The sequence below is a fragment of the Haematobacter massiliensis genome, assembly GCF_000740795.1.
Classification (GTDB): domain Bacteria; phylum Pseudomonadota; class Alphaproteobacteria; order Rhodobacterales; family Rhodobacteraceae; genus Haematobacter; species Haematobacter massiliensis.
The window spans coordinates 1-12,562 of the sequence record NZ_JGYG01000031.1 but is presented as its reverse complement, the minus strand read 5'-3'; the positions used below and the strand labels follow the sequence as shown (position 1 = coordinate 12,562).

13 protein-coding genes are annotated in these 12,562 nt (G+C 60.7%); 7 read left to right on the top strand and 6 right to left on the bottom strand.

The annotated features are described in order from the left end of the window. Positions 1-260 precede the first annotated feature (260 nt). Positions 261-1,289 carry an IS110 family RNA-guided transposase gene (locus CN97_RS19505; RefSeq protein WP_035715194.1) on the bottom strand — a complete coding sequence of 343 codons (1,029 nt, stop codon included), beginning with the start codon at positions 1,287-1,289 and terminating at the stop codon, positions 261-263. A gap of 161 nt (positions 1,290-1,450) precedes the next feature. Between CN97_RS19505 and CN97_RS19500 the strand changes: the two genes are divergently transcribed. Then, a complete protein-coding gene (locus CN97_RS19500) occupies positions 1,451-2,140 on the top strand; it encodes a YciE/YciF ferroxidase family protein (RefSeq protein ID WP_084684282.1) in 690 nt (229 codons plus the stop codon). A 118-nt stretch (positions 2,141-2,258) separates the two neighbouring features. Here the strand turns inward: CN97_RS19500 and CN97_RS20040 are convergent, their stop codons facing one another. The 3 genes from CN97_RS20040 to CN97_RS20035 form a co-directional block, all read right to left on the bottom strand. After that, positions 2,259-2,759 carry a RipA family octameric membrane protein gene (locus CN97_RS20040; RefSeq protein ID WP_051911488.1) on the bottom strand — a complete coding sequence of 167 codons (501 nt, stop codon included), beginning with the start codon at positions 2,757-2,759 and terminating at the stop codon, positions 2,259-2,261. 464 nt (positions 2,760-3,223) lie between these two features. Continuing rightward, a complete protein-coding gene (locus CN97_RS19490; RefSeq protein WP_035715192.1) occupies positions 3,224-3,583 on the bottom strand; it encodes a response regulator in 360 nt (119 codons plus the stop codon). Positions 3,584-3,598: 15 nt separating this feature from the next. Further along, positions 3,599-6,436, bottom strand: a complete 2,838-nt coding sequence (locus CN97_RS20035) for a GAF domain-containing protein (protein WP_051911486.1) — start codon at positions 6,434-6,436, stop codon at positions 3,599-3,601. 453 nt (positions 6,437-6,889) lie between these two features. On the opposite strand from CN97_RS20035, the gene CN97_RS19480 reads away from it, so the two are divergent. Beyond that, positions 6,890-7,264: a DUF1622 domain-containing protein gene (locus CN97_RS19480; RefSeq protein WP_051911490.1), complete on the top strand. Its 375-nt coding sequence runs from the start codon at positions 6,890-6,892 to the stop codon at positions 7,262-7,264. Positions 7,265-7,336: 72 nt separating this feature from the next. On the opposite strand, the gene CN97_RS19475 is transcribed toward CN97_RS19480, so the two are convergent. Continuing rightward, a protein-coding gene (locus CN97_RS19475) for an IS3 family transposase (protein WP_233141343.1) occupies positions 7,337-8,490 on the bottom strand; the annotation gives its coding sequence in 2 pieces (ribosomal slippage) (positions 7,337-8,238 and positions 8,238-8,490; 1,155 coding nt in all). Between the two features lie 293 nt (positions 8,491-8,783). Between CN97_RS19475 and CN97_RS19465 the strand changes: the two genes are divergently transcribed. The 5 genes from CN97_RS19465 to CN97_RS19445 all read left to right on the top strand — a co-directional run bounded on the left by CN97_RS19465 (position 8,784) and on the right by CN97_RS19445 (position 11,877). Beyond that, positions 8,784-9,350 carry a hypothetical protein gene (locus tag CN97_RS19465; protein WP_035715184.1) on the top strand — a complete coding sequence of 189 codons (567 nt, stop codon included), beginning with the start codon at positions 8,784-8,786 and terminating at the stop codon, positions 9,348-9,350. Then, entirely contained in the window at positions 9,347-9,649 is a 303-nt protein-coding gene (locus CN97_RS19460; protein ID WP_035715182.1) for a hypothetical protein, read from the top strand. The genes CN97_RS19465 and CN97_RS19460 overlap by 4 nt, the downstream gene beginning before the upstream one ends. 93 nt (positions 9,650-9,742) lie before the next feature. After that, positions 9,743-10,066 carry an H-NS histone family protein gene (locus CN97_RS19455; protein ID WP_035715179.1) on the top strand — a complete coding sequence of 108 codons (324 nt, stop codon included), beginning with the start codon at positions 9,743-9,745 and terminating at the stop codon, positions 10,064-10,066. A gap of 225 nt (positions 10,067-10,291) precedes the next feature. After that, positions 10,292-10,576, top strand: a complete 285-nt coding sequence (locus tag CN97_RS19450; RefSeq protein WP_248700136.1) for a LexA family protein — start codon at positions 10,292-10,294, stop codon at positions 10,574-10,576. A gap of 8 nt (positions 10,577-10,584) precedes the next feature. Beyond that, positions 10,585-11,877 (top strand): Y-family DNA polymerase, encoded by a 1,293-nt coding sequence (locus CN97_RS19445; RefSeq protein WP_035715171.1) that lies wholly within the window; start codon positions 10,585-10,587, stop codon positions 11,875-11,877. A 20-nt stretch (positions 11,878-11,897) separates the two neighbouring features. Here CN97_RS19445 and CN97_RS19440 read toward each other — a convergent pair whose 3' ends face one another. Next, complete coding sequence (locus CN97_RS19440; RefSeq protein ID WP_035715168.1) at positions 11,898-12,086, bottom strand: hypothetical protein; 189 nt, start codon at positions 12,084-12,086, stop codon at positions 11,898-11,900. Positions 12,087-12,562: the final 476 nt, after the last annotated feature.

Genomic DNA, 12,562 nt, shown 5'->3' with positions numbered 1-12,562 from the left:
CATGTGTAACCGCCCCTTGCGCAAGGGGTAATTTCAGAGCTGCTTTCCGCGCGTCACCGGGTGCTGACATGTGTCCGGCCTCTGATGCGGCCTTGGTCATGCCGCGGGCCCGTATGGTGTTCGAAGGTCGGGTCCAGATCAAAGCCGCGTGCTCAAAGGCACTCTGTTGCACACTGGTTCTCCCGATCCCGTCTCACGACTGTTGCGCCAAACTGCTCCTTGCCCTCTTCCGCTCCGACGTCCTCGCGACCGACGGCTGCTTACGCTGCCACGGCCGGAGACTGGTATACGCCACCGCGGGCCATCAAAGCCCAGACAATCCGCGCCATCTTGTTCGCCAGCGCGACACGCACCAGCATCGACGGCTTGCGCGACAGCATGTCCCCCAGCCATGTGCCGGGTTGAGCTTCACGATGGACGTGGCGCTTGATGATCACGCTGTTGGCGCCAATGATCAGCAGCCGCCTGAGAGACCGCTCGCCCATCTTCGTCGTCGCTCCGAGGCGCTGCTTGCCACCGGTCGAGTGTTGCCTGGGCACCAACCCGAGCCAGGCTGCAAAATCCCGGGCCTTCCGGAAGGTCTCGGGAGGCGGCGCAAGTGTCGCGATGGCCGTCGCGATCAGCGGGCCGATGCCCGGCACCGTCATCAGCCGTCGGGCGACCTCGTTCTCTTTGGCGCAGCGTGAGATCTCGGCCTCGAGCCTCCCGATCTGCGCCTCGAGGTGCGCCAAGGATCCGATCAGAACCTGCAGGGTGGCTGTCGCCTCGGCGGGCAACCCGCTCTCTGGATCTTCGACGATGGCGATCAGCTTCGAGGCATTGGCAGCGCCCTGCGGCACAACCTGCCCGAACTCGGCAAGGTGACCGCGCAGGGCGTTGATCGCCTGGGTGCGCTGCCGGATCAGTAACTCGCGCACGCGGAACACCATCGCCGCCCCTTGGGTCTCTTCGCTCTTCACCGACACGAAGCGCATCGTCGGACGCTGTGCAGCTTCGCAAATCGCCTCGGCGTCGGCGGCGTCATTCTTCTGCCGTTTGACGAAGGGCTTCACGTAGGCCGGAGGGATCAGCCGGACCTCATGTCCAAGCTTGCCAATCTCTCGACCCCAGTAATGTGCACCACCACAGGCTTCCATCGCCACGACGCAAGGCGGCAAAGCCTCAAAGAACCCCAGCACCTGCGTGCGCCGCAGCTTCTTCCGTAGCACCGCACCGCCTGCGGCGTCCGCCCCATGCACCTGGAACACATTCTTCGCCAGATCGAGCCCGACCGTGATAATCTCCGACATGACCGTCCTCCTTTGTGGATCATCGCAGACCCACCTTGGCACAGAGATGCCGTCGGGGGGGCGGTCACATCATCAATGCCATCCCTTTGGAACCCTCTCTCCCCGGCAGAGTTTCAGTTCGCCAGCTAAAATGGCATTTGACCGTGTGAGGAGAGTATCAAATGGCTACGGCGAAAGACTCGACGAAGGACAAGACTACGGCAGCTGCGGCAAAGAAAACCGCCCGTGCGAGCGGGAGCAAGAGCCCGGCAGCAAGTGTAGAGACACGCCAAAAGCGGGCGCAAGCGGTCGCAGCCAAGTCTACCAATCGGAAAGCGGCACAAGCGGCAGCCCAAGACAGCAAGAGCCTTTCGGATCTTTTCGAGCATGCTCTTGGCGATATCTACTACGCAGAGAAGAAAATTTATAAGTCTCTGCCCAAGATGATCAAGGCAGCCGACCATCCCGATCTGGTCGCGGCATTGACGTCGCACCGGGAGGAAACCGCCGGTCAGATCGAGAAGCTGGAAGCGATCTTCGAGCTACTGGGCAAGCGCGCCAAGGCTGAGAAGTGTGAAGCCATTGACGGCATCCTCGAAGAAGGTGAAAGTCTGCTGGAAGACTTTGGCGCAAGCGTCGCCGCCGATGCTGCAATTATCTTCAGCTGCCAGGCAATCGAGCACTACGAGATCACCCGGTACGGATCCATGCGTGCATTTGCCGAAGCGCTTGGATTGGATGAGGCGCGGCAGCATATCGAGGATATTCTGGCTCAGGAAACCGCTGCCGATACCCAGCTTACCGAGCTTGCCGAGGACTCTGTCAATGCAGCTGCGACGGACTACGATGAGGATGAAGGCGCCGCCGCCTGATTGCCGCTAATTTATTCGCAGTATGAACTTCGGACCGCGTGAAGAGCGCGTGGTCCGAAATCGGGGCCTATGATGGACACTTACCTCGTTTCGGCTCGAACAGCGCTTGGTCAGTCCATTAGCCTGCGATGAACAGACAGATTGCGACTCCCGCCAGATAAATCCACGTGACCATGAATATCCACGGTGAGCGAGTTGCAAAGCGTGACCCTCGATAGAACGTGGTTTTTAGGTTCGGGTCGACAGGTGTATCCTGTGCAACTCTCCGCGTCGGCCAGTAACTGGCCAGATCCTGCTTTTCTTCCATGAGTACATTCTGCCGATCGTGCCAGCGATCGATGACCTCATAGGACGCCCTGATCGACCTCTGAGCATCGATCGACAGCACTAACCCGAGAAGGGTCATTGGAAACGGCACAAGCAGCAGGAATATTCCGGGCTTGGACCATCCAGCGCTTATGGAAGAAGCGTAGGCAATGATTAGAAACGATTGGGCAGACAGGTACTCGCCTAGACGGCTGGACAGCATCTGCGCCTCGAAGTGGATCTCCTGCCGGTACCTCGCAAACCTGCGACCCTTTTCGGCGTGATCTTCTGGATCAATAGGCGTCTCGGTCATTGGGAACAGCCTTATTAGACGATTTTTCTTCAGGACCTGAAGAACGATGATCGCAGTCTTTGACGATTATGCGGTTGTGCGTTCTCGAAAGGCGGCAGTCATGAGCGCCGAGGATCCAAATGGTCGTTCAAGGTGTTCTTCCGTCCAACCCAAGTCACCCAGACCAGAGGGTCGCCTTACATTGGAGTTTGATATCCGCATTACAAGCGCGTGAACGGTCCAAAATATTTACTGATGAAGTCGCTCATAGGTCATCTAACACATTTACTCCACAGTTTAAGTTACTGATAAATCGAGCTATGAATTTTCGCGGGTAATCTGTCTTATGTGATATTATAACAAAAAAGGCTGCGTAGTTATTGTAGCTCAGAGTCCGTTTCAGACCTTCGACGTCCTTTTGGGGAAGATCGTTCCTCCATGCCAAGCAGGATCAGAACCTCTCAAACCAAGCGGGTTTTGGCGCCTCAGGCCGCGAGCCGCCGCACTTCCTCCAGCACCTTCTCCTCAAGGTAAGGCTTTCCAATAAAGGCTGCACCATTTGGGAGCAGTTCACGCGTCACATGCCGATGACCTGAGGTGACAATAACTCCAACCGGTGGCCAGCCTTCCCGCACCTTGGATACGAGCCAGAGGCCGTCCTGCCCCCGGCCGAGATCGACATCCGTGAAGATCACGCGGATCGACGGGCAGGTCTCCATGATGCGGAGGGCGGCCTCGGCCGAGACAGCACTCACCGCGTCGTAGCCGGCATCTTCCAGCATGGCCAAGGCAGCCATTCTCAGGAGCAGTTCATCCTCGACGACGAGGACAGTGGGGTCAGACATCGTGCTCGATCCTCATCAGGACTGCTGCACCTCGAAGAGGGGTGCTTTGATCGTGGCGGCCAATCCCGATTTGTTATAACTGAGCTCGACCCCTCCGGTTCCCGTTAGCCCCAACTGAATCAGCCGCGAGCCGAACCCTTTCCGCGACGGCGGCACGACCTCCGGACCGCCTGCCTCCCGCCACAGGATCACCAGGTCCTGTTCGCGTTCCGTCACATCCTCGACGTGCCACGTTACATGAAGCATGCCGGTGTCGACCGACAGTGCGCCGTATTTCATCGCGTTGGTGGCCAGCTCGTGCAACAGCATCGACAGGCTGAGCGTGGAGCGGGGCCCGAGATCCAGATCCGGCCCGTTGATCCATATGCGCCCCGGATCGGCAAGCGTGTTCAGGGTGGACTGGATCGTGTCCCGGATCGACCCTGCGTTCCAGTTGCGGTGCAGAAGCACGTCATGAGCCGCCGAAAGCGCCTGCACGCGACGCAGGAAGTCCTGGAGGGCGGTCTTGTCGGTCACGGATCGAAGCGTCTGGGTCGCGATGGCTTGCACCATCGACAGGCTGTTCTTCAACCGGTGCGACAGTTCATGGTTGAGAACGGCCTGATCTGCCTCGGCCCGCGCCGTCGCCAGGGCGGCATAAAGCCGGTCGGCCACCCGCCGCATGAAGTCGACCTCTCCCGCCGTCCAGTCGCGTGCATGGCTTTGATGCACGAACAGGGCGCCGATCAGTTCACCCCGGCGGATGAGCGGGACGCTGATCTGTGCCGCAACGGCGATGGCCCGGTAGCTTGCCACATCCTCTGTGAACGCCAACTCCGCCTCCGCGTCGCGAAGAACCAGCGGCTCGCCAAGCTGAAGCTGCTCGGTCGTCTTCGCGAAGTCGGCAAGATCGTAATTGCCATGGAGGTGGGGCACGTCCTCGGCGATGCATTCTCCTGAGACGACGTAGCGGCCGGCGCGGCGATCCACCGTTGCATAACCGGCGCGAGATGCCCCCAGCGTTCTCAGTACGACGTGGCAGGCAAGTTCGATCATCTCCTCCTGCGTCGCGGCATGGCGCACGCCATTACCAAGCTCCAGGAGTGCCTCCTGGCGCAGGGTCGCGATCTTCCGGTCCGTGATGTCCTGCGCCGTTCCGAACATGGACAGGATGTGGCCGGTGCTGTCCCGCCTGTATTCGGCGCGGCGGGAAATCCACCGGATCTTGCCGTCATCGGCCCGGCGGATGCGATACTCCACATCCGCAGGACACGTGCCGGCCCGCCGCCCGGCATCGTCGGACCGTAGCGCGCGGTCCTCGTCCAGCACCAGGTCTTCAAAGACACTTATCGGGAGCTGACTTCCCGGCGTCAGCCCGAAGATACGGCAGAATTCAGGCGAAGCGGTCACTGTGCCGCTGGCCACCTTCACCTCGAATGTGCCAACACCCCCCGCCTCCTGCGCGGCACGCGATCGTTGCTCGGCATCGCGCAGCGCACGGGCATCCTCCGCCCGTTCACGTGCCACGGACAGCAGGCGCGCGACCGTCTGGAAGAAGGAGAGTGCCTCCTCGTCAAAGACATCGACTTCGGCGCTGCCGAAGGAGATGACGCCGACGGCCGCGCCCCGGACAAAGATCGGGAAGCCTGCATAAGCTCGGATACCCGTGGATTTAGCGATCTCGTGGCGCGGCTCGCACGTCAGGTGCAAGTCGGAGAGGATAAGGGGTTCGGATGTCTCCGCAACAATCCCGCACAGCGGAACGTCGAAGGTGACATGCCGAAGAGCCATCTGTGTTTCTTCGTTGACGCCAACGGAATGCTGTAGCGCCAGGTGCCCGTCCGCCGTATCCATGTCGTAAAGGTAGCACTGCTCGAAGCCGATGGTGTCGGCGCTGCCTTCAAGAACGGACCGAAGCGTCGCCGCGGGATCGTCCGCGTCCAGCAGAGCCGCCGCGGCCTGCGCCAGAAGGGCAAGGCGCTGCGCCTGCCGTCGCGCACGTGTCCGGTCCCTCAGGATTTTCACGTAGCCGACGTGGCGATCCGCATCATCCTTCAGCGGCATCATCTCGCCCAAGGCAAAGAACCGGGAACCGTCCTTGCGGACGTGCCAGCGCTCGTCGACCCCGCGCCCCTTCTCCCGGGCCGCCTCCATCTCCAGGTCAGGGATGCCAACGGTTCGATCCACCGAGTTGAAGATGATCTCGGCGGGCCGGCCCAGCATCTCCTCTTCGGACCAGCCAAGCACGTTCTCTGCGCCGCGGTTCCAGCCGGTGACCTTGCCATCAAGGTCTAGGGAGAGGATGGCATAGTCGATCGAGCTGTCAAGCACCTGGCGATGCCGGGCTTCCAGACGCTGGCTGTTCGCCAGTGCCGCCCGCAGTTCCACCTGCGTCATGGCCTGCCGAGCGAGAAGGCGCAGAGTGCGGATCTGGTGCTCGTCGAGGTTTCGAGGCTTTGTGTCCAGCACGCACACCGTGCCGATGGGGAAGCCGTCCTTCGTCTTCAGCAAGGCCCCCGCATAGAAGCGCAGGCCGCCCGCCTGCGTCACCAGCGGGTTACCGTCGAACCGTGGATCCTCCAGCGCGTCGGGAACGATCATCATGTCCTCGGACAGGATGGCCTTGCCGCAAAAAGAGGTGTCGAGCGGCGTCTCGCGCACGCCAAGGCCGACTTCGGCCTTGAAGAACTGCCGTTCGGTATCGACGAAGTTCACGACCGCAATGGGGGTCTGGCAGACTTCGGCCGCGATGGTGGCGATGTCGTCGAACTCTTCCTCATACGGGGTGTCGAGGATATCGTAGCGACGCAGGGCCAGAGACCGGGCACGTTCGTCGAACGGTAATGCGGGCACGTCAGCGGGATGAGGGGACATGGAGGTTCTGCCTGAGGGGACCGAGCCTTGTCTCATTTCCGACGCGATGCGGCAAGCGGGCTTGATCCGGATGTTGCCAGCAAGAGACAGATGTTCAAGGTGGAAGCCCGCCGGCTGGCGAGCTTCCCCTGAGCCTGAACAAGGCGTCACTCGTGAACGAGCGGTAAATACGTCGGCTTCTGAGATCAACCACAATCCGAGGTTGTATTTCTTGCTTGTGGATCAGAATTTTGCAGGGGCATTGCGACCGAACTTCATCTCGAAAAGGAAAAGGGACCCTGTGGCACCTCGGTGCGGCGCACGGTGTCGGAGATCGTTCCTGACGGGGATGATCCCGCATTACGTTCCCTCCCTGCCCGGTGCCTAGCTTCCTCGTTGGCGGAAACTTTCTTCCCTATGGGAACGGGCTGCCGCCGGCTCGGCGTTCTTGTCAAAACGAGATGGGAGACTGACATGGATGCCGCACTGGAAGAAGTCCTGCACTGGATCACCCGCGGTATCGAGATCGGAGGTGTGGCGGTCATCGTCATTGGCATCGTGGCGGCTTTCCTCAGGTTCTGCACCGAGACGCCGCAGGTCCCGGGGAGTCGTTTTCATACCCTCCGCTCGCGCCTTGGCCGATCCATTCTTCTCGGCCTTGAGTTGCTCGTCGCAGCCGACATCATCAACACGGTTGCCGTTGAGCCAACGCTGCGGAGTGTTGCCGTCCTGGCCGGGATCGTGCTGATCCGGACATTCCTAAGCCTGTCGCTGGAAGTAGAGATCGACGGCAAGTGGCCCTGGCAGCAAGGCGAGAGGCGGAGCTCTCCGAATGATCAACGCCGTTAATTCGCGTACGCCCGGCATGCGGTATCTGAGGGGTGAGCTACTCCCCATCTATTGGACAGGATCCGGCATAATTTAAGCTACTCGTTGCACCTGCTGATCGGGTTGATTGTTATCATTTCTCTGCCAATAGACCAGCGCCGGAGGCTGGCCGGCCAGGGCTGAATGAGGTCGCTGGTGGTTATAGAAGGTCATCCATTTCCGGATGGCCGCTTTCGTCTCCGATCCGGTCTCCCAAGCATGCAGGTAGACGCACTCGTATTTCAGGGTTCGCCATAGCCGCTCGATGAAGATGTTGTCGAGGAACCGACCTTTCCCATCCATTGAGATCCGCACGCCGGATCGGCGCAGCCGATCCGTCCAAGCGAAGGACGTGAACTGGCTTCCCTGATCCGTGTTCATGATCTCTGGCGGGCCGAACTTGTAAATGGCCTCATTCAGCGCCTCGACGCAGAAGTCAGCTTCCAGCGTGTTCGAGATCCGCCAGGACAGAACCTTGCGGGTGTGCCAGTCCATGATCGCCACGAGGTAGAGGAACCCACGCCGCATGGGTAGGTAGGTGATATCCGAGCACCAGACCTGGTTCGGACGTTCCACCCGCAGACCTCTCAACAGGTAGGGATAGGTCTTATGCCCTTTCGCCGGCCTGCTGGTGTTGGGCTTCTGGTAGATCGGCATGAGCCCCATGAGGCGCATCAGTCGCCGGATGCGCTTCTCGTTCACCAGGTGGCCGTCGTTGCGCAAGTGCCAAGTCATTTGCCGGACACCGAAGAACGGCGTCTCCAGGAATTGCTCGTCGATCCGCCGCATCAGGCCGAGGTTCTGTTCGGTCTCGCCCTTGGGCTTGTAGTAGAAGGATGAGCGCCCAATCGACAGCAGCTTGCACTGCTGGCCGATGGACAGGTCCGGGTGGTCCGGCTCAATCATGCCCCGCCTCACTTCCCGCCCCAAGGCTTCAGCTTTCTTTCCAAAAAAGAGTTGGCCACCGCCAGCTCCCCGATCTTGGCATGGAGCTCCTTCACCTGCTCCTCATCAATCTCTGGCATCTTGCGCCCCCCACGCTCGAATACGCCGGACGCACCGTCGAGCAGGGCTCGTTTCCATTGATGGATCATCGTCGGATGCACCCCGAACCGGCTTGCCAGCTCGGCGGCCGTCTCTTCGCCTTTCAGGGCTTCCAGCGCGACCTTCGCCTTGAACTCAGGCGCGTGCTGTTTTCGTTTCGACATCTCTGATCTCCTTCGCGTCGAAGATCAGCAGACTGCAAATCGTAGCTCATGTCAGTGTCCGAAATTCGGGGGGTAGCTCAGGGCATGGCGATCAGGATCCAGTTCATGGACTCTATTCGAGAGCCTGTCGCGTCGCATGGAGCCTTCACCAATCGTTCGCCTTTAGGATTATGAAGTCAACAGTGAAGCTTTGATCTGGTTGTTTGACGTCAGGAGACTAGTCTTGAGCCTAATGCTTTGGCAAGGCTTGTTTTATCTTCTAGTCTATCCTCATCAGGTCACGAGGAACCGACATGCTCCTGTCTCAAAGCATCCGCGCCGCCCTCTTCGCGGCTGTCGCCACAGCTGCCGCCTTAGCCTCGCCCGATGAGGCCAAAGCCTACGACATCGACTGCAAGCTGATCCTGTGCCTGGCGGGCGGCTTTCCTTCTTCCTGCGGCGATGCCCATGACCACATGATCGACCGGCTGCGCGACGGGAAATCCCCCATCGGCACCTGCCTCATGTCGGATGGCGCGGAATACAACAATTACGAGATCGACTACAGCTTTGCCAACCGCACCAGCTCCGAAGCCTGGATATGTCCCGAGGGCAAGAGCAAGCATTTCAGCTACGGCTATGACGGCGACAGCCGCGAAGAGATCAAGGTGTTCTGCTACGATGAACGGCGCCGCCTGGGCTACGGCACCAACCGTGACGAAAAGTATTATTACACGGGCGTCTCGACTCCCGAATACAAGAACATGCGGGTGCAGATCACGGTCGAACCCGGCACCGACGCCGAATACACCAATGGCGTGCAACGCTATCGAACCAGCACTTCCCATGGTTATGGCACCCGAGTGACCTTCCGCCCGTGAAGATCCGCCTCGCCCTCATGGTCTTTGTCTTGTCGGCACCCTGCGCGGTCGCGCAAGGGTGCCTTCCGCCGGAACAGCCCTACCCTTACGAGCCTCCGACCGATGATCCGGAATTGCGCGAGATCGTGCGCGACCAGTATCAGATCTATATCGAGGAGGCGGAGGGCTACATGAATTGCCTGCAATCCGAGATCGGCCGCGCCCAGACGGAAACCCGAGAAGTCTTGAACCGCTGGGTTCAATACTTTGGGCCGGAAGCCAGAATGCGCTATGACGAGGACGATATGGCCTTTCGCTAAAATGGCGGCAATGACTTTCTGGAAGATCCGTCAAGATTTCCGTATCGACAAAGAGCGGGCCCTTGCCCGCATGGATGCAGCAGAGGAAAGCGCATGATGGATCAACTGGATTCGATGGACCTGAACGAGCTGAAAGCGCTCAAGAAGCAGGTGGAAAAAGCCATCGACTCCTTCGAGACACGCCGGAAGAAAACCGCCCTTGAGGCTTTGGAAGCCACGGCCAAGGAACAGGGTTTCTCCCTGTCCGAATTGCTGGACGCCGCAAGCAGCACCACCAAAGCCCGTGGTCAGGCGGCGGCCCCCAAATTCGCTAATCCGCACAATCCGGATGAGACGTGGAGCGGCCGCGGCCGCAAACCGCGCTGGTTTATCGAAGCGATCGAGGCTGGCAAGACGACGGACGATCTCGCCATCTGAACGCCGTGCCCCCTGTCTTGGCTTCACCAAGACAGGGGGCACGCTGATCCCGTAAACAGGTGCCTGACGACCTGCCACACGGGTGTTGTGATCGAACGACCTGAAATCGGACCTTGACGGACAGGGGGGGGCACGGGCTATCAGGGAATGAATGTTCCTCATTCGTTCGCCTAAACCATGTCTGTAACTCTAGCCCCGCTGAATGTGATCCTCGTTGACCGGCATATGCCGCTCGCCTCCATCAGCGTGCCTGCAGGGTTCCCATCTCCGGCCGGTGACGATCTTGAGGACAGCGTGGATCCGATCAAATGGGTGGTGCGGCACGAACGGTCGACGTTCTGGTGGCGCGTCTCGGGCGACAGTCTGGAAGAGAAGCTCGCCAAGCGCAACGGCCATTGGTTTCTGGACCCGCGCGCCCGAGGCGACGGCTACAAAAGCATTGCCGTCACCGAGACGACCGAGATCTGGGGCGTGGTCGCAGGCGTCGTGCGCCGCCTCGCCATCGAATAGGCGCGGTCATGATCCGCGCCTCCGCAGACCCGATCGCCCTCATCGACTGCAACAACTTCTACGTTTCCTGCGAACGGATCTTCGACACGTCGCTGCGCGGCATCCCCGTGATCGTGCTGTCCAACAACGACGGATGCGCCGTCGCCCGCAGCGATGAAGCCAAAGCCCTCGGGATCAAAATGGGGGCGCCGGTGTTCAAGATGCGCGACCTGATGCGCCGTCACGGGGTCAAAGCCTTGTCCTCCAACTACACGCTCTACGGGGATCTGTCGCGCCGTGTCGTCGAGGTGCTGCACGATTTTTCGCCGCGATTGGAGACATACAGCATCGACGAAAATTTCGTCTGCCTGAAAGGGCATGGGCCCCGCATGGAGGACCATGCCAAGGACATGCGGGCCACCGTCAAGCTGGATACCGGCATCCCCACCTGCGTGGGGATCGCGCCGACCAAGACTCTCGCCAAGCTGGCGAACTTCGCCGCCAAGAAGAACCCGATCTTCGGCAGCGTGTGCAATCTCATGGGCGACACCGTGCGCGATTACGTCATGCGCCGCATCCCCGTGGGCGAGATCTGGGGCGTCGGCGGGGCCACCCAGGCCAAGCTGATGACGCAGGGGATCAAGGTGGCGGCTGAGCTTCGCGACCTGCCCTTGCCCCTCGCCCGCAAGATCGGCGGCGTGGTGTTGGAACGCCTGGTGGCGGAGCTGCGCGGCGTCGTCTGCGTCGACTTCGAGGACGTTCCGCCGCAACGCAAGGGCATGGCCGTGACCCGCTCTGCGGGCACCCCCATGACCTCGTTCGACGTCTTGGCGCAGGCCATTGCCGCCCATGCGACCCGCGCGGCCGAGAAGCTGCGCCAGCATGGCCTTGTGGCCGGCGCGATGACCGTTTTCTACCACACCAACCCGCACAAGCCCGACCGTCCGCAGCATTCGGCTTCGCGCAGCGTCCGTCTCTCCCCCATGTCGAACAACACCTTCGAGCTGGTCGAGGCCGCTATTTCTGCCGCGAAACGCGGCTGGAAAGGCGACCCCTCAGGTAACGGTCATGGCTACACCAAGGCGGGCATCATCCTGGATGATCTGTTGCCCGAGCAGGATCAGCCCGCGATGCTGTTTCCACCCGAGCGGCCGCGCGATGCGAAGGTCATGGACGCGCTTGATGCGCTCAACGACCGCTTTGGCAAAAAGACGGTCGTGCTGGGCCGCGAAGGATTTGAAAAATCCTGGACGACGAAAGCAGATCATCGTTCACCGCGCTACACCACACGTCTGAGCGAACTGCCCGTGCTTCAACTTTGAACGCCCTCATCTCGCGTGGTCTAGGGCTTCGGCACCTTGCGCTCGATTTCTTTCAGCTCGGCGTGGGCTTTCCGCAGCCTGTCGGTCAGGGCGTGGATTCTGGCATCGTCATCCTTTGCCCCCGCCAATGACACTTGATAGTCGAGTTCGGCTTCGATCCCCCAGATCGTTTGCTTGAGAGACGTGGTTTCGGCTGCAAGGTCAGTCATGGACTATTCTCGTGGAAAGAGGCGAATGGGCAGAAGCTAGCCTTCAAATGGTCCGTTCGGCAAATCTCTTGTTGCAGCGATCAGAGCTGGCACAGCGTGTTTTACGTCTTTGTTTATGGCGCATCCCTCGTGCTTTCCGGTCTAGGGCTTTCAGCCCTGGACCTGCCTGCCCGAGTGACCGCGCTCTAGGCTCCGGCCGGCTGCACCGGCCTGCGCCCCGAACCTCGCTCGCCCCGTCTCCCTTCGCGCCAAGAGGCCCCGCCCCTGTCTCTGCGAGCCAGCGCCGGCGCCGCGCGAATGGTCGAAGGTGCGGCGAGTTTCGGCCCTGCGGGTGACGATCGCTTGCGCGGCCGGGATCTCCCTGCAGGACGTATCACCAGCTCCACCGTCCTGAAGATCGAAGGAAAGCCGCGCGCGTGGCGCGGCTCGTGTCTGATCCGAAGGACAGGCCGGGGGATCGACGCGGCCGAGGGCCG

Coding starts and splice junctions, on each gene's coding strand:
- CN97_RS19505 (WP_035715194.1), bottom strand. CDS start 1,289: ATGTCGGAGATTATCACGGTCGGGCTCGATCTGGCGAAGAATGTGTTC.
- CN97_RS19500 (WP_084684282.1), top strand. CDS start 1,451: ATGGCTACGGCGAAAGACTCGACGAAGGACAAGACTACGGCAGCTGCG.
- CN97_RS20040 (WP_051911488.1), bottom strand. CDS start 2,759: ATGACCGAGACGCCTATTGATCCAGAAGATCACGCCGAAAAGGGTCGC.
- CN97_RS19490 (WP_035715192.1), bottom strand. CDS start 3,583: ATGTCTGACCCCACTGTCCTCGTCGTCGAGGATGAACTGCTCCTGAGA.
- CN97_RS20035 (WP_051911486.1), bottom strand. CDS start 6,436: ATGTCCCCTCATCCCGCTGACGTGCCCGCATTACCGTTCGACGAACGT.
- CN97_RS19480 (WP_051911490.1), top strand. CDS start 6,890: ATGGATGCCGCACTGGAAGAAGTCCTGCACTGGATCACCCGCGGTATC.
- CN97_RS19465 (WP_035715184.1), top strand. CDS start 8,784: ATGCTCCTGTCTCAAAGCATCCGCGCCGCCCTCTTCGCGGCTGTCGCC.
- CN97_RS19455 (WP_035715179.1), top strand. CDS start 9,743: ATGATGGATCAACTGGATTCGATGGACCTGAACGAGCTGAAAGCGCTC.
- CN97_RS19450 (WP_248700136.1), top strand. CDS start 10,292: ATGCCGCTCGCCTCCATCAGCGTGCCTGCAGGGTTCCCATCTCCGGCC.
- CN97_RS19445 (WP_035715171.1), top strand. CDS start 10,585: ATGATCCGCGCCTCCGCAGACCCGATCGCCCTCATCGACTGCAACAAC.
- CN97_RS19440 (WP_035715168.1), bottom strand. CDS start 12,086: ATGACTGACCTTGCAGCCGAAACCACGTCTCTCAAGCAAACGATCTGG.